Annotated in this window: 15 protein-coding genes and 1 pseudogene; 14 read left to right on the forward strand and 2 right to left on the reverse strand. The window is 68.4% G+C overall.

Annotated elements, in window-relative coordinates; translation table 11 throughout:
• The first annotated feature begins 69 nt into the window (after positions 1 to 69).
• The 6 genes from ABT381_RS11670 (at position 70) to ABT381_RS11695 (ending at position 4852) form a co-directional block, all read left to right on the forward strand.
• Positions 70 to 756: an SMI1/KNR4 family protein gene (locus tag ABT381_RS11670; protein ID WP_351591411.1), complete on the forward strand. Its 687-nt coding sequence runs from the start codon at positions 70 to 72 to the stop codon at positions 754 to 756.
• Between the two features lie 712 nt (positions 757 to 1468).
• The gene (locus ABT381_RS11675) at positions 1469 to 1591 is read left to right on the forward strand and encodes a PmrA (RefSeq protein ID WP_351591413.1); all 123 of its coding nucleotides are present in this window, start codon (positions 1469 to 1471) and stop codon (positions 1589 to 1591) included.
• A 168-nt stretch (positions 1592 to 1759) separates the two neighbouring features.
• A complete protein-coding gene (locus ABT381_RS11680) occupies positions 1760 to 1882 on the forward strand; it encodes a hypothetical protein (protein ID WP_351591415.1) in 123 nt (40 codons plus the stop codon).
• Between the two features lie 581 nt (positions 1883 to 2463).
• The gene (locus ABT381_RS11685) at positions 2464 to 3381 is read left to right on the forward strand and encodes a glycoside hydrolase family 62 protein (protein ID WP_502965703.1); all 918 of its coding nucleotides are present in this window, start codon (positions 2464 to 2466) and stop codon (positions 3379 to 3381) included.
• Positions 3382 to 3492: 111 nt separating this feature from the next.
• Positions 3493 to 3780, forward strand: coding sequence for an alpha/beta hydrolase (locus ABT381_RS11690; RefSeq protein WP_351591418.1), 288 nt, complete (start codon positions 3493 to 3495; stop codon positions 3778 to 3780).
• Positions 3781 to 3820: 40 nt separating this feature from the next.
• Positions 3821 to 4852, forward strand: coding sequence for a glycoside hydrolase family 10 protein (locus ABT381_RS11695; RefSeq protein ID WP_351591421.1), 1032 nt, complete (start codon positions 3821 to 3823; stop codon positions 4850 to 4852).
• A 245-nt stretch (positions 4853 to 5097) separates the two neighbouring features.
• Here ABT381_RS11695 and ABT381_RS11700 read toward each other — a convergent pair whose 3' ends face one another.
• Positions 5098 to 5517: a hypothetical protein gene (locus ABT381_RS11700; RefSeq protein WP_351591424.1), complete on the reverse strand. Its 420-nt coding sequence runs from the start codon at positions 5515 to 5517 to the stop codon at positions 5098 to 5100.
• 337 nt (positions 5518 to 5854) lie between these two features.
• Between ABT381_RS11700 and ABT381_RS11705 the strand changes: the two are divergent.
• A pseudogene (locus tag ABT381_RS11705) lies at positions 5855 to 6727 on the forward strand (IS5 family transposase).
• A 138-nt stretch (positions 6728 to 6865) separates the two neighbouring features.
• On the opposite strand, the gene ABT381_RS11710 reads toward ABT381_RS11705, so the two are convergent.
• A complete protein-coding gene (locus ABT381_RS11710; protein ID WP_351591427.1) occupies positions 6866 to 7249 on the reverse strand; it encodes a hypothetical protein in 384 nt (127 codons plus the stop codon).
• 783 nt (positions 7250 to 8032) lie between these two features.
• Here ABT381_RS11710 and ABT381_RS11715 point away from each other — a divergent pair.
• The 7 genes from ABT381_RS11715 (at position 8033) to ABT381_RS11745 (ending at position 21438) form a co-directional block, all read left to right on the forward strand.
• The gene (locus ABT381_RS11715; RefSeq protein ID WP_351591429.1) at positions 8033 to 12532 is read left to right on the forward strand and encodes a PDDEXK-like endonuclease domain-containing protein; all 4500 of its coding nucleotides are present in this window, start codon (positions 8033 to 8035) and stop codon (positions 12530 to 12532) included.
• A 1-nt stretch (position 12533) separates the two neighbouring features.
• On the forward strand, positions 12534 to 13493 hold the full coding sequence (locus ABT381_RS11720) for a hypothetical protein (RefSeq protein ID WP_351591432.1): 960 nt from the start codon (positions 12534 to 12536) through the stop codon (positions 13491 to 13493).
• Between the two features lie 1042 nt (positions 13494 to 14535).
• A complete protein-coding gene (locus tag ABT381_RS11725; protein WP_351591435.1) occupies positions 14536 to 16014 on the forward strand; it encodes a sugar transferase in 1479 nt (492 codons plus the stop codon).
• Positions 16015 to 16087: 73 nt separating this feature from the next.
• Positions 16088 to 17413 carry a nucleotide sugar dehydrogenase gene (locus tag ABT381_RS11730; RefSeq protein ID WP_351591438.1) on the forward strand — a complete coding sequence of 442 codons (1326 nt, stop codon included), beginning with the start codon at positions 16088 to 16090 and terminating at the stop codon, positions 17411 to 17413.
• A 43-nt stretch (positions 17414 to 17456) separates the two neighbouring features.
• Positions 17457 to 18668, forward strand: a complete 1212-nt coding sequence (locus tag ABT381_RS11735; protein ID WP_351591489.1) for a glycosyltransferase family 4 protein — start codon at positions 17457 to 17459, stop codon at positions 18666 to 18668.
• The gene (locus ABT381_RS11740; RefSeq protein WP_351591441.1) at positions 18665 to 20035 is read left to right on the forward strand and encodes a Wzz/FepE/Etk N-terminal domain-containing protein; all 1371 of its coding nucleotides are present in this window, start codon (positions 18665 to 18667) and stop codon (positions 20033 to 20035) included. The genes ABT381_RS11735 and ABT381_RS11740 overlap by 4 nt, the downstream gene beginning before the upstream one ends.
• Positions 20032 to 21438, forward strand: a complete 1407-nt coding sequence (locus ABT381_RS11745; protein ID WP_351591444.1) for a Wzz/FepE/Etk N-terminal domain-containing protein — start codon at positions 20032 to 20034, stop codon at positions 21436 to 21438. Before ABT381_RS11740 ends, ABT381_RS11745 begins: the two co-directional genes overlap by 4 nt.
• Positions 21439 to 21440 lie beyond the last annotated feature (2 nt).

Consider the following 21440-nt stretch of genomic DNA (forward strand, 5'->3'; position numbering starts at 1 on the left):
CGCTGGACGTGCTCTACGCCTACGGGCCACCGGCGTTGGACGAGGGCACGGTGCAGGTACGCAGGGGACGTGCTGACCAACGCGCCTGCGCGGACGGCAGAGCCCGAGCCTGGGGGCCGGAACGAGGGACCACTCGAGGACGCGGTGCAGGCACGGCAGGCGACCGACGCATGGCAGCGCATCGAAACCTGGCTGCGCCGGCACGCCCCCACCACGCACGCGGCGCTCAAGCCCGGCGCGTCGGAGAACGAGATCGCCGCGCTTGAGGAGGCTCTCGGCGTGCGGGCCCCGGTATCGCTGCGGACGCTGTGGCGGCTGTGCGCGGGGAGCCTCGATGTGCGCGGGGCAGGGCTGTTTCCGGATCACGGCTGGGCCCTGATGGACCTTGATGCGGTGCCGAGGTCGTACCAGGGGCACATGAACAGCCAGCGGCGGCGGGAGGAGCAGTTCGGCGAGGAGGAGGGGATGCCGCTGTGGAGGCCGTCCTGGATTCCCTTCTGCTCGTGGAGTGTTACGGACCTGAGCTACGGCAGGTTCGTCGACGGCGAGACGGGCGAAACCGGGGGCTGGGACGACACCGGTGAGCGCACGGTCGAGGACAAGTCGCTGACCATGCTCCTGGAGGAGACGGCCGACCGGCTGGAGTATCCGAAGATGTTCCCGGGCTACAAGCCGGGGCTGATCGACGGGATGCTGGTGTGGGGACCGCCGGCCACTCCTGACGAGAAGGCATTGTGGGAGCCGTGGAACGGCTGAAGCGCGCGAAGAGGGGGCGGACGCGTGTCCGGCCCCCTCTCTTTGCGTGGAGCGGGTCCTGGCTGAGCTGGCGGCGGCCCGGGCGGACGAGATGGACGCCGACACCGTCAACCGGGAGCTGTCCATCGCGCGCAAGGCGATCGGCTGGTGGCAGCGCCAGGGCTGGATCGAAGGCGACCCGACGATCGGCATCGAGCGGCGGCCGGCACCGCCGGACCGCACCAAGGCCCTGGCGGAGAGCCAGATCGCCGTCCTGTGGCGCCTAGACGTCGCCCTGCGGGAGAAGACGCAGTGGAAGATGCTCTACGAGTCCGCCGCTCGGGCCGACGAGGTGCTGTGCCTCAACGTGGAAGACCTGTACCCGCAGGAAAGCGGCGGAAGATCACCGCCAAGGGCGGGGCGACGAAGTGGATTCGCTGGCAGTCGGGCACCGCCCAGCTGCTGCCCCGCCTCATCGCCCGCCGCACCCGCGCCCCGCTGTTCCTCACCGACCGCAAGGCCCCGGCCGGAACGCCGACGCTCGACGTGTGCCCGGAGACCGGCCGGGCCCGGCTCTCCTACCGCCGCGCTGAGGAGATCTTCGAAGAGGCCACCCGGCTCCTGGCCAACCCCCTTGCCTCACCCGACGACATCGAGGACCTGGACGGCTGGACGCTCCACCGGCTCCGGCACAGTGCCCTGACGCACGACGCCGAGGACGGCACATCCCCCGATGCTGCTGGCCCGCTCCCGCCACGCCTCCGTCCGATCCCTGGAGCGGTATGCCCGCCCCGGCGTCGACTCGGTCGCCCGGCACGTCGCCGAACGCGACCCCGCCGCACGTCGCCGCAAGTAAATCCGAGCGGATCAGGGCTTCAAGATCATCCCGTTGCCCCTTTGGTGCGTATCTCGGTCACACCCCTGGTCGAGAGTCTGCAGCTGGTGGAGCAGCTGCCCGACGGTCGGGGCGTGGGGCAACAAGGACCTCCCTATGATGTCGAGGTTTCCGCAGCAGCTGAGTGAAATGGCGGCCACCGCAATCGAGTTGGTCCTCGCGCCCGGCCGCGGCGAGAGGGTGCCGCAGCTCGGCCTGGAGATCGCCACGAAACTGGTGGCCCATCAGAGCGCGACTCTGCCGAAGGGCTGAGCGCGGCTCCGTCGGCGAACTGAGCGCAGCGTCCGGTGCGGCCAGAGGGTGCCTCGGTGCCCTCCAAGTCGCCCACTCGCCGCGGCGCCAGGGAAATTTCGCGAAAGGTTTCGATCCGAAGGCTGAAAGTGTCGCGCGCGAAGCGTTGACCGGACACCGTCAAGGCTCCATTATTCCTACGTCTGGAAACCCGATCGATGTCCGATATGTCGAACGAGCGTTGAGCTGGCCCGGCCAGGGCCGTACAACAGACCGATCTCGCACCACTGCATGCGCACCACCCCCCACCTCCTGTTCCGGTGAGGCTCCCCTCCACAGCCCCGGCCTCCACAGGCCCGGTCCTCGAACAACCGGGCGCACCAGACACCGTGAGGCGAGCCCACCGGCCGAGCCGCTATGGAGTTGTCCATGTCCTTGGCGCACCGTCTCCGCCCCCGCCCCCGTAGCCGCCACGCCTATGTGGCCCTGCTCATCGCCCTGCTCACGGCGTTCTTCGCCGTACCAGCCAAGGGGGCGGCACCAGCGGACACCCCCAACAGGCGCTGCCAGGCAGCTTCCGATGGTCGTCCACAGGGCCGCTGATCTCACCGCATCAGGACGGCAGTAACTCCGTAGCCGTCAAGGACCCGTCAGTGGTCCAGGACAAGAACGGCAGGTGGCACGTCTTCATGACCACCGCGAGCACCTCCGGCGACTGGAGCCTGGCCCAGACCGGCTTCGACAACTGGTCCCAGGCCGCCGACGCGAAACAGACCCACCTGGAGACCGCTTCCGCCATCGGTCCCGGCTACCGCGCCGCCCCGCATGCCTTCTACTTCGCCCCCAAGGACGAGTGGTATCTCGTCTACCAGACCGGCCTGCCGTCGTACTCCACCACCAAGAACATCAACGACCCGACCAGCTGGTCCGCGCCCAAGAACCTCACGAACAGCATGCCCGACGTCGTCCGGCAGAACATCGGCAACGGCAACTGGCTCGACTTCTACGTGATCTGCGATGCCGCGAAGTGCTACCTGTTCTCCGCAGACGACAACGGCCACGTGTACCGGTCCGATACCACCGTCGCCAACTTCCCCAACGGCTTCGGCAACACCCGGATCGTGCTCCAGGACTCTCGCTCCGCCCTGTTCGAAGGAGGCGCGGTCTACCGCGTCAAGGGCACCGACACCTATCTGCTGATCTGGGAGGCCATCGGCGGCGACGGCAACCGCTACTACCGCTCCTTCACCTCCAAGGGCCTGACCGGCACGTGGCAGCCCCTCGCCGCCACCGAAGCCAACCCCTTCGCCCGCTCCACCAACGTCACCTTCCCTGGGGGCGTCTGGACGAAGGACATCAGCCACGGCGAGCTGGTCCGCGCCACCAGCGACCAGACCATGACCATCGATCCCTGCGACCTCCGGCTCCTCTACCAGGGCCGGGACCCCAACTCCAGCGGCGAGTACTCCCAGCTGCCCTACCGGCTCGGCCTGGCCACGCAGAGCGGATCCAGCTGCTGACAACCTCTGTCCCCCCACGGGCTCCGGGCTGCCGAACGGCTCGGGCGGCCCTCCCCCCCACTACACGCAAGGAGTCACGCATGTCGTTAAGGCGACGCACCTTATGCAGGCGTGCTGTTCATCCACGGCGCCAGGGACCCGACCTGCGACTACGCCCTGGCCCGGCGCGCGTACGAGGAGCTGGGCACGCCCAAGGCGCTTCTCACCCATGCCGGCGCTGACCACGCCGCGTACCTGAATCCGGGGTTCCCCACCTTCGACCGGACCCAGAACACCCTCGTGGACTGGTCCGTTGGCGCCTGTACCACGACACGGCCGCCCGCGACCGCCTCCTCGCCGACGCCACCGGCAACGGCACCCACTGGGAAGCCGTCCTGGCCCGACGGCCGACGGCCGTAGGAGTCCAGGCCCTGCCCCCCCGATAAGAGAGGGACACACAATGACCGACAGATCCTTCGGAGAACACACCCCGCGACGCACCCGGTCGGCGATCACCATCACGGTGACCGGCGTCCTGGCGGCAGCGGCCGTCCTGGCGTTCTCGCCCACCGCTCAGGCCGCCGAAACCCTCGGCGCCGCGGCCGCCGCGCACGGCCGGTACTTCGGCGTCGCGGTCGCCCCGCACCTCGGTGAGACCGACTACGAGAGCACGCTCAACCGGGAGTTCTCCAGCGTGGTCGCAGAGAACGCGATGAAATGGGATGCCACCGAGCCCAGCCGGGGTCAGTTCAACTTCAGCGGCGGCGACCAACTCGTCGGCTACGCCCAGCAGCACGGCAAGTTCGTACGCGGCCACACCCTGGTCTGGCACGACCAGCAGCCCGGCTGGGTACAGGGGCTCACCGGCGACAATCTGCGCCAGGCGATGCGGGGTCACATAGCTGGGGTCGTCGGCCACTACGCGGGCAAGATTGACTCCTGGGACGTGGTCAACGAGGCGTTCGAATGGGACGGCAGCCGCCGCCAGTCCAACCTCCAGCAGCAGCTCGGCAACGGCTGGATCGAGGACGCCTTTCGCGCCGCGAAAGCAGCCGACCCCAAGGCCAAGCTCTGCTACAACGACTACGGCACCGACGGCATCAACGCCAAGAGCGACGCCATCTACCGGATGGTCCAGGACTTCCGCGCCCGCGGCGTCCCGATCGACTGCGTCGGCTTCCAGAGTCACCTGGACTCGAACTCCAACCTCAGCACCTATCGGCAGAACCTCCAGCGCTTCGCCGACCTCGGCGTGCACGTGCAGATAACTGAGCTCGACGTCGGCGGGGCCGGAGCGGCACAGGCCAACGTGTACCGGCAGGTCACTCAGGCATGCGTCGCCGTCGCCCGGTGCAACGGCATCACCGTGTGGGGCGTCACCGACAAGTACTCCTGGCGAGCCCAGGAGACCCCGCTGCTCTTCAACGGCAACTACCAGAAGAAGGAGGCATACGGCGCGGTCCTCACGGCGCTGAACAGCGCAGCGAGCTGAAGCCGGCCGGGGCTCGGCGGCCGTTCCGCCGGGCCCCGTATCCGCACGCAACGAGTGGCCGTTCGCGGTCCGCACGCGAACGAAGGCACTCACGGGGGTTCTCACCACAGCCGGGCTGGGTGCAGTGCTCGCTCACATCCCCAGCCACCGCAGTGTCCGCCAGGCGCCGACAGAGTCGAAGCACAGGGGGGCGACCATGAGCGAGCCTTCCAAGGTCGCCACCATGGCGGGCCCATCGCAGCATTTCACTCAGTACGGAGGGCCCCGCCGTCGATAAGACCCTGGATGTAGGGGGGCCAGTCCCGCTCCAGGCTCTGGGCGATGCCGTTGTGTACATCGCGCCGCACCCGGGGGCTGATGTGCTCGACGTCGCCGTTCGGGTAGTACAGTCGCAGGCCCTCGCGGCTGGCATCGCACAGGACTGCGTGGGCCTTCTGCGTGAGTGTGAGATACAACTGAGGTACAGGTGCCGCCAGCAGTTCGTCTATGAGCGCGTCAGGGGCGATGCCGATGTTTGCCCAGGTCTCGCCCTGCTTGTCGAGCGACAGGGTGATGTCGGAGAAGAAGACGGCCTTCCCGAGCCCCTCATGTGGATCCCCGGCCAGGGCGGTGGCGACATCGAGGGCGATGCCGGCGTGCTGACTGACAAGGGAGCGAGGAATCATCGTTGGTGCGATGGCGGCTGCGCATTCCCCCAGCCGTCGCGGGTCTCGGTCGGCCAGGGCAAGCCCAGCACGAGCCATCCGGCCGGAATCCGCGCCCTGAACCGGGGTTCCCCTCAGTCAGGGCGGCCGCGATTCACCCCGGGCAAGGGGCGCCTTCTGTTGTGCGCCTACGAGTACGTTGACGGTTGTCCTGGCGGAGGCTGGCGGATCTCACAAGGACAACCCTCGTCGGCAGGTTCGGCTGTCGTTTCTTGGCTGAGCGGGGCGCGGGGTGACGACCTTAGGGCGTGTCCGGCAGATCTTGTGACCCTTGCGGTGCCGGGTCGTTGGCATGGTCATGGGGTGGGGAGATCTTTCGAACACGGAGTGGGTCCGGCTGGGGCCGCACCTCCCCAAGTCCGGGAAGTGTGGTGGCCGTTGAGCCAGCCACTGCCGGGTCATCAACGGGATCTTCTACCGGCTGCGCACCGGGGTGCCATGGCGGGACCTGCCTGCGCGTTTCGGTCCGTGGAAGACCGTGTACGAACGGCACCGACGCTGGTCGGCGGTCGGTACATGAGACAGGGTCTTCGCGGCCCTCCTGGCCGACGCCGACGCGGAAGGCCGGATCGACTGGTCGATGGTGAGCATCGACTCCACCTCCTGCCGGGCCCACCAGCACGCCGCCGGGGCACGCAGGAATCCGCCGCGGATGCTGGGAAAAGACGCACGCCCCGGCAGCACCGCGGGACTCGGTCGCTCCCGGGGCGGCCTCACCTGCAAGATCGATCTCGCCGGTGAGGGCGGACTCCGTCCCCTGGCCCTCCTGATCACCCCGGGCCAATGGGGCGATGCCCCGCAGCTCATTCCAGTCATGGACCGCATCCGCGTCGGCCGGCTGGGCGGCGGATACCCCCGCACCCGCCCCTATCATCTCGGCGGCGACAAGGCGTACTCCTCCCGGCGCAACCGCCGCTACCTTCGACGACGGCAGATCAAGCACACTATCCCCGAACCTACGAACCAACAGGCCAACCGCCAGGCCTGCGGAAACAAAGGTGGCCGACCCGTCGGCTTCAACAAGACGATCTACAAACGCAGGAACGAAGTGGAGCGCACGATCAACCTTCTGAAGAACTCCCGGGCCGTGGCCACGAGGTATGACAAACGCGCCTACATCTTCCAAGGCACCGTCACCGTCGCTTCGATCCGCTTCTGGCTTCGCTCCTGATCAGCAGAACCGGATCAAGCGACCTTGGTACCCTCCGCCTTCAAGCGATGGGTAGCCAGATCACGTTGGCGTGACCCGGCTACCTAACCGCAGGGAAGGCAGTCGAGGTCCGGGACGCCTGTGACGAGGCGAGCACGATCAGGCTTGTTGACGACGCCGCGCAACGACGGCGGCGATCGGCATCGCCAAGGTGGTGCTGGCGGCGGTCCAGAACACGAACTTGGACTCCGGTCCATTGACCGTCCGCAACTCCCCGTCAGCGTGGCGGCAGAACGAGTCGGGCGGGAAGTACTGCGAGACAGGGGCGGCGCTGAAGCCGTGGCAGGGCGACGTATCGGGAAACAGGCTCGGCTGCGCACGCTGCGAGAGGAACCAGCCGGCGAACACTGTCAGCCATCCGGCCAGCAAGAACACGACTAGCGTCCAGTTAGGGACCTTCGCTCGCCGCCCCAGCAGCCAAACTAGGGAGGTTGGTATGACGAAAACGACGAACGCAGCGGACAGCACGATCAGAAGCTTCATAAGGCTATGACCATACTGATCAAAGATCCGCCGGACATGCCTTAGGTATGGAGTCCGGCCGCGGGAAACGGGTCAGATGCGTGAATCGGAAGGCGCCTGCAGCAGGGCCGCACGTGGCCCCACGTCCCGGCACGAGGCGACGGCGCATCCGAGGCTGATGCCCGCTGACTCCCGATCGCCACGGGCCCCGGCACCTCACCTCCTTCGCTACGTCGGCCCAAAGCGAGGGGCTGGGCGGAGTCTTGTGTCAACAGGAAGTGCCACTACGGGGTCCGCATGTGGTTGGGCGACGACTCTTCACATCGTCAGCCGGTCGTACTCCTGCGTGCGGAAGCGTCGAGCTGAGGCGCAGCGGGGCGCATCGGCGCCGAAGAGTGCAGTTTCCCCGAGGAGGTTCAGCCGGTGCTTGCCTTCGTTGCGGTGGCAGAGCTGCAGGTTGAGCCGCCACTTCGGGACGCGCGTGTGTCAGGGGCGTGACATCGTGACGTTCAAGCCCCTCAAGGCTGACTGGCAAGCGGGCATGGTCGGGTTGGTGTACACGACGGCTCGCGAACGCCGCACAGGGGTTCGCCCTTGACGGCTGGCTGAATTACAGCCAACTTTCATGGTGTGTGGCTTGTTCGCGTCATTACTCGCCGGTCCCTGTTGAAGGCGCCGCTTCTCTCCCGCATCCTGGAAGGCTTTTCCGTCGAACCATGATCTGGGGGATAGGTGTCTCTCCACTCTGCACTCCGTGCGAACAATCCGGAGGCGGTCCACCGCACGCGCCAACTCATCGAATATATGCGCGAAATTGTTCGAGGGTCGTACAAGCCAGTGCGGGACTGGCAGAAGTATCCGGAGATTCTCTGGCTCTCCGGCCTGCCGGACGACAAACTCCGGCGGCACCCGGACTCCGACCGGACGCTGCTCAAGGTGGCACACCGCCCGCCTCGGCCGGCTCCCGTCCTGCCCGAGGCGCTGGTGGGGTGGGTCGACCCCGAGGCCGCTGTCACCGCGACACCCGAAGCACCACCGCTGGCCGAGTCGGGACCGGGTCAGGGCTGGCGGGAGGACGAGAACGGAGATCTGTTCGAGGTCTCCGAGATCCCCAGGGAGGAAGCGCACGACGTGCTGCGCGCCTACACGCGATGGCTCGACGCCTGGCGCAAGTGGTCGGAAAGAGAGCGCGTCGACCGGCCGCACCGGGAACTCCATCAGCAGCTGTACCGAATGGCGACCAGGATTCAGCAGGACGGCGAGGAATACGAGGCGGTACTGGGCGTCGGATTTCTGACCGTCGGAGCCGCACGTCCGTCGGCGCGTATCGCCCGGCATATTCTGACGGCGCCGCTGATACTCACCGTGAATTCGGTGAATATGTCCATCACCGTCTCTCTCGCACCTGGCGACCCCGCGCGGTTGGAGGACAGCGAGTTCCTTGACGCGGACGAGGGCTACAGCACCCGTCTGCTGAGCCCGCTGCGGAACCGTGTCGACGCGGAAGGATTCCATCCGCTGTCCCGTGACTCCCAGGACGTGCTCGGTGATTGGTCGGAGAGGGCGTTCGGCACCGATCGCGCGGTGGCGTTTCACCGTGGCTGGGGCCGCCCGCCCGCCGACCCGGCCCTGCCGGTACCCACGCTCGGATTCGCGCCGGCGATCATTCTCCGTCAGCGGGGCCAGGGCGCCCTCGTGAACTTCTACGACGGCATCGCAAACCGCCTCGCCCAGCCTGGTGCTATTGCTCCATTGGGTTTGGCTCAGTTGCTGTACCAGCTGGAAGCGGAGGACCGCAGGGTGTGGGGTACGGCAGGGGGCCGCGACGTACCGCCCGCCCTCGGCCCCGACCCGCTGTTCCCGCTGCTGTCGAATGAAGCCCAGCGGGAGGTGCTGAAGCGCCTTCAGACCGATACCGGCGTCGTCGTTCAGGGACCGCCCGGCACGGGGAAGACGCACACCATCGCCAACCTCGTGTGCGCCTTGCTGGCGGACGGCAAGCGAGTGCTTGTGACGAGTGAGAAGGGCCAAGCGCTGAAGGTCCTACGACAGCAACTGCCTGCCGAGCTGCGCAACCTGTGCGTTCTTCAGGGTGACCGGCGCCAGGACGGCAGCGACGACCTGGAACAGTCCGTGCGTGCGCTCTCCCAGCTCAGTGCCACCCAGTCGACGGAGCGTCTCGACGTAAGGATCAAGAGTCATGAGGCGCTGCGCGCGGAACTGTCGGATACCCGCGCGCGGCTCCGTGACGAACTCCGCGCCGTTCGTGAGGCGGAGTGGTACGAACACCTCGATGTGGCACCCGGTTACCAGGGGCGGCTCGCGGAGATCGTCGAGGCCGTCTCTGCCGGTGCACCGAAGTACGACTGGATGCCCGCCCTGCCCGCTTCGGCACCGCGAGAACCGTCGCTGAGCCAGGACGAGGCCCAGCGCCTGCTGGGGCTGGTGTCTCGCCACGGGGCCGGAGTCCTGGACGAGCATGCCGCCCGCTGCCCGGACCCCGTGGACTTCGTCGCACCCGTGCTGTTTGAAGAGGCGGTCAATGCCCTGGAATCCGCTGTACGCGCCTGCGCCGGACCGGCGTCCAACACGCTCGCTCTCGAACTCGCCGACCGGGGCAGCGAGCTGATCACGACGCTGGTCGGGCTACTGGACGCGGCGGAGCACGCACTGCAGAGCGAGGGTCTGCCGGGTGATCCCGTCGGCTGGCCGCTGGAGGAGTGGACCACGCGGGCATTGCAGGACGGAATGGCAGGTCGGCGGCAGCAGTTGTGGAACGGAGTGCGCCAGTCGTCCGCACGCGCCGAAGACGTGCAGAGCGCGCTTCAGCACATGCCCTTCGCTGTGCTCGACGTACCCGATGTGGCGCTTGCCGAGGAATCGCGTCTCATTGCCGCCGGGAAGGACCTCGAGCAGTACCTGCGTGGCGGTGGCAAGCTCCGCAAGCTGGCTCCGAGGCCGGTGCAAAAGGAAGCCCAAGTCCTCCTGCAGGGCTGCCGGGTGGACGGACGGCGGCCCAGCACACCGGACGAGATCTCCGCGGTGGTGGCCCTTCTGGCGGCACGCCAGTGCGCCCGGCAGCTGAACGAGCGCTGGCAGAGTGTTGGCATGCCCGCGGCTGAGGGCTCCACGGAGGTGGTTCTGTCGGAGCTGCTGGACCGGGTGCCGACGCTCCGCGCGGTAGACGGATTCACCCACTCCGTGCGTACGCTGCACGACGTCCTACTCAAGGCCCGGATCAAGGCCACGGTGCGGACGGCACAGCAGTGGGACGACGTCCGTACGTCGGCGAGCGGCGCGGAACGGCTGCTCCGTGCCCGTGAGGCGGAGGAGAGTCTGCGGTCCATCGCCGAGCAGCTGCCGCGGCCTGATGCCCGCGGCGTGGCCGAACTGGCGGAGGTGCATCGGGCCGTCGCCGCACGTGATCCGCGGGCGTACACGTCCGCGATCGACTCACTGACCGAGGCGTTCCACCGTGAGGCCGATCGCCGGGAGGCCCGCAAACTCCTGGACCGAATGTCCGAGGATCACCCCGAACTGGCCCGGCGTTTTGCCGAGTCCCCGACCGAGGCGGCTTGGGAGACCCGCCTCATGGAACTGGACGGAGCCTGGGCATGGCGGCGAGCGTGTACCTTCCAGGACACGATGCTGACACCTGGCAGGGAAGCCAAGTTGGAAGGGGAACTTGAAGCGGTCGAGGCGCAGCTGAGAACCACGGTGACGCAACTGGCGGCCGACAGAGCGCTGTACCACTGCTTGGACCGGATGACGGCCGGACAGAAGCAAGCACTGAGTGCCTACGCATCGGCCACGGCGAACGCCGGAAAGGGAATGACGGCACTCGGCAGGCGGCACCTGAAGGCCGCCCGCTCCGCGATGCGTGACGCGCGTGCCGCAGTCCCGGCATGGGTCATGCCGATCAAACAGGTGGCCGAAATGATCGATCCCGAGCCGGACGCCTTCGACGTCGTCATCGTGGACGAGGCGAGCCAGGTCGGTTTGGACGGGCTGATGCTGCTGTGGCTCGCTCCGAGGATCATCGTCGTGGGTGACGACAAACAGTGTGTCCCGTTCTACACGGGCGGCAAGCACGAACGGTTCAACGAACTCATCGACTCACTCCTGCCCCATCTCACCGACTGGCAGCGGGACGGGCTCAGCCCCAAGTCCAACCTCTACGACCTGCTCTCCGCGCGCTTCAGCGAGACGATCCGGCTCACCGAGCACTTCCGGTGCATGCCGGAGATCATCAAGTGGTCCTCGGCCCAGTTCTATCCCGACAACGAACTTGTGCCGCTGCGGCAGTACGGAGCGGACCGGTTGCGACCCCTCGAAGTCGTCCACGTTCATGAAGGCCACTGCGAGGGACGGCGAGAGACCCTGGTCAACAGGCCCGAGGCCGAACGCATCGTCACCAAGTTGCAGGAACTTGCGGAGGACGAGGCGTACGCGAACCGGAGTTTCGGAGTCATCGTGCTCCGTTCCGGACACCAGGCAAGGCTGCTGGAGAATCTCATCGACACGCGGATCGACTCCACGATCCAGGAGCGGCACAACATACGTGTCGGCACGGCCGAACAGTTCCAGGGAGACGAACGGGACGTCATCCTGCTCTCGCTGGTCGTCGACGCCGACAACACCCGGGCCCTGACCGGCCAGGGCGACGGACGACGGTTCAACGTGGCCGCCAGCCGGGCTCGCGACCAGATGTGGTTGTTCACCTCCGTCACGCCGGACCAGCTGCGCAGCAAAGACCTGCGTCACTCCCTGCTCACCTATATGCAGGCGCCACCGGAACTGCAGGGCACCTCTCCCGGCCTTTCCGCCGTCTCACCCGATGAGCGGTGCGAGCCGTTCGACTCCCTGTTCGAGCAGCGGGTCTTCCGCAGGATCAAGGAACGCGGCTACCACGTTGTCCCCCAGTGGAAAGTCAGCGGCAAACGCATCGACCTCGTCGTCGTCGGAGAGACGGGCCGTCTCGCCGTGGAGTGCGACGGCAGCCCGTATCACTCCACCCCTGACCAGATCCGTGACGACTATGAGCGGGAGCGGGAACTGCGCCGGGCGGGCTGGCAGTTCTGGCGCGTACGCAGCAGCGAGTTCGCCCTGTCTCCGGAGGATTCTCTGGCTCCGTTGTGGAAGCGCCTTGAAGCTCTGGGTGTCCGGCCCGGCATCACCGAGGAGGCCCAGGGCGACTCGGGGAGCACTTGGGCCCCGATCGAGATGGACGATGCCGACCTCGCCATCGATGAACTTGACGCCATGCTCGATGAGGATGCGTCCGTCTCTCTTGAAGGAGCCTGATGTGAACGAGATCTTCGACGACAGTACGCTGACGGAGGTCGCCCACCTGATCTGCGGGGACGACCCGCCGCTGCTCTACCGGAAGGGGTACGAGATAGCCGCGTTCTTCCAGCGGGCGGGCTGGGACGACGTTCCGGAGTACGACGGCACGCCGAGACACAAGTGGGCCCGGGAACTTCTCAAGGAGCGGCAGGAAGACGGCACGGACGACGCCGAGCGCGCAATCCTGCGCCTGGCGAACCGCCTTGAGTACTACAACCAGCAGCAGGAGTACCACGCCACACTGAAGCGGCTCAACGAGATACTCGTGCTCGACGGACGTCGGGTCAGCGAGGACGGAGGCCGGCTGGTCCTCGTTCGCTGCGAAGCCGGATTCGAGGACGAAGAGCGGCAGCTGCCGCGCGTTGAGTTGAAGGTCTCCGTGACGGAGGTGGTGAGCGACCCCGAACTCGCCGCCACCGTGCAACTCCGACTGGACGAGGCACGCACCTGCTACGAACACGGCGCTTACACGTCGGCAGTCATCATGCTGGGCAGCCTCTTGGAGGGGGTGCTCGCGCATGCCGCGCAGGTCCGCGCCGCAGGCATACGCATGCCGAAGCCGTTGCGGAACATGGGACTGAATGACTTCGTAAACTTCGCGTACGAGAACAAATGGATCGAGCACGATGCCAAGCTGGCCTCGGAGCTCATCCGGCAATACAGGAATCTCGTCCATCCCTTGGCGGAGAAGCAGAAAGGACACAGCCCGAACCGCGACACGCTCGACATGTGCTGGCCGGTGGTGAATGCCACGCTGAACGATCTGGCGGCAACGGCGGCAGCTTCCCCGGTTACGCCCCATCCGCAGGCACCTGCGAACGGTGGGCGAGGTCGAAGCGTCAACACCCCTGCCCAACGCCCGACGCCAGCTTCTGTCGCACGCCGCCGCCCGGGACTGGGAACTGCGTCGGGTGCCTGAATCCGCTGGCAGGCCGCTGAATTAGAACGAGAAGGGGGCACTGAGCTCTCCGCCAGTGCTCTCTCCATCTTGCTCCGGCCTGCGAATGGGTGACGCCGAGGCTCCCTCGGTGGGCGGGCTCTTCCTTGGCCGCAGTACACGCATGGCCAGAACGGTTCAGTCCTCCCGCACACCCTTGTCGGCCGGCAGCGGCCGTTGCGCGCCTGAGTCCTCGCTCCGTCTCCCCTCGCCGCGATCCTGCTCGCGCGCGTCGCTGCCCTGCCGCCTATCCGTCCGTCCTCCACTCCCGTGCAGAGTGGGGCACTCTCCGGTACTGAACGCCGCGCAGTTGGCGGCACTGACCAGACGCGTCTGCGTCGTTCGGGGCGTCTGAAGCGACGCTTCGGTTGTGCTTCATGGGATGGCCGAAGAAGTTACTACCAGGTTGTCTTGACGGAGCTTGGCGGACACGAACGGGGACACCCCGCGGCGGCAGGTCCGGCTCTGTTTTTCTCGGCCAGAGCGCCGGACCGGTCCGGGCTGACGCCTCCGGGCTGCCCATGCCGGCAGCTCGGAGAATGCCCGTCACCGCAGGTCACAAGGTGCGTCTTCGTCGTCGAGGCGCCGCGGATGATCACCGATTCGTCACCAGTTACTGACCCCATCTCCAAATTGTGAGCACAAAACCCACACATCCCTCTCTTCAGATGGGCCCCGATGGTCTAGATTGACCTTGCTTCGCATGCTGTGACACGAAGCGACAAATGATGATCTATGGGTCGTCGCTACGGACAGCCGGCAGCTGTGTCTCCGGCGCCGGCCGTGGGGACGATCGATTTTTGGGGTCCGCGAGGGGGCCTTGGGTGGGGGAGCACCCGAGGTTTCGACGGGTTCCCGCGCACCTCGAGTGTTCGGCAGGGCATGTGGGTCCCTGCCGTGTGGGTGGGTTGCTCAAGTTGCGCTGAAACAGCCGAAATGTCATGTGTGGCGCGGGGGCGGGGGCCTCCCGCGGGGGAAGAACGGCTTCATTCGACTACGTACCACTGGGGACCGGGGGGTTTCTGTGCGGCAGGGGGGATTAGTCGGCCCTTTTCCGTCGGCGCGCGGGCGTCTGACGGACGGGGCGATCAGCCGGCCGGCGAATGACTGGGAGCAGCGGTACCGCCGTACCGTGATCACCAGCGATACCGTGGCCACCGGCTTGGTGGTGGCAGCGATCGGCAACTTCTTCGGGGCCCGGGACGCGGCCAACTGGCATGAGAAGTGGGGAATTCTCGCCTTCGGCACCGAGCTACTGGTGCTGGGAGCGCTTGCGGTGAGCCGGTCGTGGGCTCCGGCCGTGCTCGGCCAGGGCGCCGAGGAATTCCGCCGGCTCGGACGCTCACTGTTCACGGCGACCGTCGTCCTCGCGCTCGGCGGGATCGCCCTCACCTCGCGCAACATCAAGCTCTGGATCTTCGTCGCGATCCCCGCGATCGCGCTCGTCACCATGACCGAGCGCTACGTCCTCCGTCTCCGGCTGCACAGACAGCGGAAGCAAGGGCTGTGCCTGAGACCGGTGCTCGCTGCCGGAAGCCTGTCCACCGTGCGCGACCTGATCTCCCGGACTCGCAAGTTCCCGCATCTCGGTTGGCGGGTGGAGGCGGTGTGTGCGACGGACGGTTTCGGGTTCGACGGTGACCAACTGGACGGAGTGCCGGTCGTCGGCCCGCTGGTGGACGTGGCCAACCACGTCCACCGCGACGGCTACCGAGTCGTCGCGGTCACACCGGACCCGCACTGGACACCGGACCGGCTGCAGCGGCTGGCCTGGAACCTCGAAGACAGCGATGCCGAGATGGTCGTGGCCCCCGTGCTGATGGAGGTGGCAGGGCCGCGACTGCACGTCGACGCGGTGCTCGGGATCCCGCTGCTGCGGGTCAGCATGCCGACCTTCACCGGGGGGCGCCGCGCGGTCAAAGAGGTCGTCGACCGGATGGGCGCGGCGATCCTGCTGGTGCTGTTCGCGCCGCTGATGGTGCTCGTCGGGCTGCTCGTGGTGGTGGACAGCCGGGGCGCGGCGTTCTACCGGCAGCGCAGGGTCGGCAAGGACGGCCGCGAGTTCACCATTCTCAAGTTCCGCACCATGGTCGCCGGGGCCCACGGGGCGCGTGCGCAGCTGGCCGACCGCAACGAGGGCGCGGGGCTGCTGTTCAAGCTCCGCCGGGATCCGCGGGTGACGCGGGTGGGAGCAGTGCTGCGGCGGTACTCGATCGACGAACTCCCGCAGCTGTTCAACGTACTCACCGGATCGATGTCGCTGGTCGGACCGCGGCCTCCGTTGCCGGAGGAGTGCGCCGCGTACGGCCCGGACATCCGGCGGCGGCTCCTGGTCAAGCCCGGGCTCACCGGCCTGTGGCAGATCAGCGGACGCAGCGACCTGCCGTGGGAGGAGGCGGTCCGCCTCGACCTGCGGTACGTGGAGGACTGGTCGCTCGCCCTGGACACAGTGATTTTGTGGAAGACGCTGCGTGCGGTGCTGCATGGACAGGGCGCCTACTGATGCGCGGGGGGCGTCGACCGACCGGCGCGCGGATCGCAGGCCGCAAGGGCCTGCCTGGGGGAAGTGACGGGGCATGAGAGTAAGCGTTTTCGGGCTCGGATATGTGGGCTGCGTGTCGGCCGCGTGCCTGGCCGGCATGGGGCACGAGGTCATCGGGGTGGACGTGAACCAGGTGAAGGTCGACCTGGTCAACGACGGCAAGGCCCCGGTGGTCGAGGAGCGGATCGGCGAGCTCATCGCCGAGGTCGTGGGGACCGGAGCGTTACGTGCCACCGGTGACGTCCGCGAGGCGATCATGGGCAGCGAGGTGTCGCTGGTCTGCGTGGGCACGCCGTCGGAGCCCAACGGCAGCCTGTGCACCACGTACTTGGAGCGGGTCACCGAGCAGATCGGCGCCGCGCTGGCGGATCTCGATGGGCGCAGCGGGCGGCACACCGTCGTGTTCCGCAGCACCATGCTCCCGGGCACCTGCCTGAACCTGCTGGTACCGATCCTGGAGAAGTACGTCGGCGGCACGGCCGGAGTGGACATCGGGGTCGCGGTCAACCCGGAGTTCCTGCGCGAGGGCACGAGCGTGCGGGACTTCTTCGACCCGCCCAAGACCGTCATCGGCGAGCTCGACACGGCGAGCGGCGACACGGTGTCGGCGCTGTACGACGGCTTGCCCGGCGAGGTGTTTCGGGTGCCGGTCCCGACGGCCGAGGCGATCAAGTACGCGGACAATGCGTTCCACGGCCTCAAGATCGGCTTCGCGAACGAGCTGGGCGCGGTGTGCCAGGCGCTCGGGGTGGACTCGCACCAGGTGATGGACGTGTTCCTGGCCGACCGCAAGCTGAACATCAGCCCCGCCTACCTGCGGCCCGGCTTCGCCTTCGGCGGCTCCTGCCTGCCGAAGGACCTGCGCAGCCTGGTCCACGCGGCGCGGCGGGCCGACATCTCGGTGCCCATCCTCTCCCACGTGCTGCCCTCCAACTCCGACCACCTGGAGCGCGCGGTGCGGCTGGTCGAGCGCACCGGCAAGCGCCGGGTGGGCCTGTTCGGACTGTCCTTCAAACCCGGCACCGACGACCTCCGCGAGAGCCCGCTCGTCGAGCTGGCGGAGCGGCTCTTCGGCAAGGGCTACGACCTGCGGATCTTCGACGCCAACGTGAGCCTCTCCCGGCTGATCGGCGCGAACCGCGAGTACATCGAGACCCGGCTGCCGCACCTCGCGCAGCTGCTCGCGGACTCCGTCGAGGAGGTGCTCGAACACGCCGAGGTGTGCCTGGTCGGGACCAAGGACCCGGCCGTGCTTTCGGCACTGCCCCATGGCGGCAGCACCGTGCTCATCGACCTCGTCCACCTTCCCGACGCCGAGGCGCGCCGGGCCGAACCGGGGTACGTGGGCCTTGCTTGGTAAGGGAAGAAACGACGACCGCACGGACCGGCGCGCGCTGATCCTCGTGGAGAACCTGTCGGTGCCGTTCGACCGGCGGGTGTGGCAGGAGTGCACGACGCTGCGCGACGCGGGCTGGGAGGTGCACGTCATCTGCCCCCGGGGGGAGAAGCGGGACACGGATCCGGAGGCGGAGATCGACGGGGTGCGGATCCACCGCTACCCGCTGCGCGCCGCCACCGGAGGACCGGCCGGCTACCTGCGGGAGTACGGAACGGCGTTGTGGCACACGGCCCGGCTGGCCCGCAAGGTCGGCCCTGTCGATGTCGTCCACGCCTGCAACCCGCCCGACCTGCTGTTCCTGCCGGCACTGTGGCTGAAGCGGCGCGGCGCGCGGTTCGTCTTCGACCAGCACGACCTGGTGCCCGAGCTGTACCTCTCCCGGTTCGACCGCGGCGAGGACCTGCTCTACCGCGCCGTGTGCGCGTTGGAACGGCTGACGTACCGGGCCGCGGACGTCGTGCTCGCCACGAACGAGAGTTACCGGGACGTCGCGCTGCGCCGTGGCGGCAAGCGGTCGGCGGACGTCTTCGTGGTGCGCAGCGCGCCCGCCACCGAGCGGTTCCAACCGGTGCCGCCCGAGCCCGAGTTGAAGCGCGGCAAGCCTCATCTGCTGTGCTATCTCGGCGTCATGGGCCCGCAGGACGGCGTCGACTACGCCTTGCGGTCCCTCGCGAAGCTGCGCGACGAGCTCGGGCGGACCGACTGGCATGCGGTGTTCGTCGGCTCCGGCGACGCCTTCGACGCGATGGTGGAGCTCTCCCGGCGGCTCGGGCTCTCCGAGCAGGTGCAGTTCACCGGGCGCATTCCGGACGCCGACCTGGTGCGCTACCTGTCCACCGCGGACGTGTGCCTTTCCCCCGACCCGCGCAATCCGCTCAACGACGTGTCGACCATGAACAAGGTCCTGGAGTACATGGCGATGGGCCGGCCGATCGTCTCCTTCGATCTCCGGGAGGCGCGCGTCTCCGCCGGTGACGCCGCCGTCTACGCGCCCGCCAACGACGAGGCCGAATTCGCCGGGCTCATCGCCCTGCTCCTTGACGATCCGGAGCGGCGGGCCCGGATGGGCAAGATCGGCCAGGAGCGGATCAGCGGGCCGCTCGCCTGGCGGAACTCGCAAGCATCGCTGCTCGCCGCCTACGCCGCTGTGTGCCGCGAGCACACTGCGGTGTCGGCGGGCGACCCGGTCCGTACGAAGAAGAGGCCGCGCCGTTGAGCGACGACACGATCCGCCTGGTCACCATCGGGCGGATACTCCGCCGGCGCTGGCGGCTGCTCACCCTCCTCATCGTGGTGGGCGCGCTCGCCGGCTACGGCACCTCGGTGCTGTTCCCGCCGCGTTACACGGCGTCGGCGTCGGTACTGCTGCCGGGGCAGTGGGAAGAGCGCGAGCTGCTGACGCAGGTGGACATCGCGACCAGCTCGTCGGTGGTCGACCTCGCGGCCGCCGGGCTCGGCTGGCGGGACGTCAGCGGCGGCGAGCTGCGGGAGCGAGTGACCGCCAAGGCCGCCGACGGGAACATCGTCACGATCTCGGGTACGGCCGACACCCCGGGGCGCGCGCAGCGGCTCGCCGACCAGGTGGCCCGGCAATTCGTCGGATTCGCCACGCGGATCGCAGGCGGCAGCACCGACCCCGACGCGGCTACGGGGACCGAGGCACTGCGGCAGAAGGTGGTGGAGACCAACCGCCGCATCTCCGACCTGGCCGCTGCGGCCGATCCGGGGCGGACCGTGGAGAGCGTGCAGGCCCGCACCTCGCTCGAGAAGCTGCGCACCTCCCTGGAGGAGGCCATGACCAAGCTGGACGAGGCCGACCCGGCGGCCGACAAGGCCGGCATGGTCGTCATGGGGTCGGCGGTCCGGCCGACCGGTGCGGCGCCGCCGACGAGGATGCACCTCATCGTCGCCGGGGCGCTGCTGTTCTTCCTGCTCGCGGTCGTCGGCCACCTCGTCGCCGCACGGATGAATCGCCGGCTGCGTACTGAACCGGAGATCGCCGCGGCGTTGGGCTCGGCGCTCCTCGGCACCGTCGACGTACTGGATGAACGGCGCGCGCACCGGCCGGAAGGCCGTGGCCCGCGGGCCCGGATCCGCCGAATCCTCGGCGTCGACACTCGGTGGGACATACCGACTCCGCCGTGGTCCGGCGACGAGGGCGGCAGGCGGATCCGCTATCGGCGGGTGTGCGCCCGCCTCCGGGACCAGCTGCCGGCCTCCCGGCGGCTGCTCGTTGTCGTACCGGACGGCGACGAGATCGCACTCCGGGCCGCCGAGCAGCTCGTCGCCGAGGCACAGAGCGAGCCGATGCTGCGCGTAGTGGAGGTTTCGGTGGACCGGCCGATCGTGCCGGACCGCGACACCGAGTCCGGCGTCCTGGTCGTCCTCAGCGCGGGCAGTTGGACCGCGGAGGAACTCACCGGCCTCGCCGAAGCATGTGCGGACGGCAGGCACGAGGTCGTCGGCGTCGTCGTCGCCGGCCCGGTCCGGGCCCGTCCGACGCGGCCTGTCGGCGATCCTCCGGACGACAACGCGACTCCGGCGCTCGCGGTGCGCGGCCACGCGACGGGAGGTTCGGCGTGACGACGAGCACGACTCCCCAGGAGTCGGCAGCCGCTCCGCTGCTCGACCTGCAGGCGCTGGTGGTGGCGGTGCGCAGACGCCGCCGCCTCTGGTGCTCCTTGGCGCTGCTGGGGCTGCTGGCCGGCGCGGCGGTGGCGGTCCTGCTGCCGCCACCGCCGACCGCTGTGACCAAGGTGCTGGTCGTGCACAAGGAGGACCAGCCGAACGACACCGGAACGCTGATCCGCACCGACGTCGAGCTGCTGGGGACCACGCGGATCGCGGGCAAGGCCCTGCAGTCCCTCAAGTCTCCGGAGAAGCCGGAAGACTTCATGCGGGACTACCGGGGCACCGGCCTGACCAACAACCTGCTGCAGATCGATGTGACGGGTGACAGCGACGCGGAAGCGGTGGCCCGGGCCGAGGCGCTGGCCGATGCGTTCGTCGCGGATCATGTGAGGCGGATGCGGGAAGCCGCGAAGGCCGAGGCCAAGGCCCTGGCCGACCAGCGTGACCGGATGCGGAACGAGCTCGCCCGGGTCAACAAGGCCATCGGAGACCGATCGCCGAAGAGCGACCCGAAAGCGTCGGCTAGTACCGAGTCGCTCTTCGCCCGCCGGGCCGAACTCAACTCGCGGATCGCCGACTTCGACCAGCGCGCCGCGGACGCGGGCACCGGCACGCCCAAGGTCACCGCCGGCACGCAGATCGTGGACGCCCCGCGCGCGGTGCGGCACTCCCTGCCCAAGGCCGCCGCCACCGACGGCGCGATCGGATGCGTCCTCGGGCTCGTCCTCGGACTCGCGCTGGCCGCGGTCGGCGCGGTGGTGGCGGACCGCCCCGTGCTGCGCCGGGACATCGCGGCGAACCTGGGCGCCTCGGTCATCGCGGAGCTGCCCCGGCCGGGCTGGCGGTGGCAGCGTCGACGGACCCGGGCGGCACGCGAACGCCTCACTACGACCCTGGCCCGCACCGTTCGCGGCTCCGCCGAACCGGTGTCGCTGCTGGAACTGGGCTGTGCGCGCAGCACGAGCGAGATCGCCGCGGACCTCACCAAGGCACTGGGGGCCGAAGGGCCGGTGGTCGGCGTCGGCTCGGTCGAGCCCGGGACGGCGTGGACCGACCTCCAGTACCTCGGCACCCGGACCGTGCTCGTCGTGTGTGCCGGGCACGGCAGCGCCGCATGGCTGCACACCGTGGCGCGGCAGCTCGCGGACCGGCACATCCCGGTGATCGGTGTGGTGCTGATCGATCCCGATCCGCGTGACCGGACCGACGGCACGCTGTGGGACGGGCCGCACACCGCGCTGCGCGGCCACAGCGAGCTGCCGGCCCGCCAGAACGGGACGGGCAAAAGGCGGCGGACGGAGCGGGAGCCGATGCCGGCCGCACGAGTCACGGACAACGACCAGGAGGCGAGGTAGGA

The sequence above is a fragment of the Streptomyces sp. NPDC000151 genome, from assembly GCF_040301705.1.
Classification (GTDB): Bacteria; Actinomycetota; Actinomycetes; order Streptomycetales; family Streptomycetaceae; genus Streptomyces.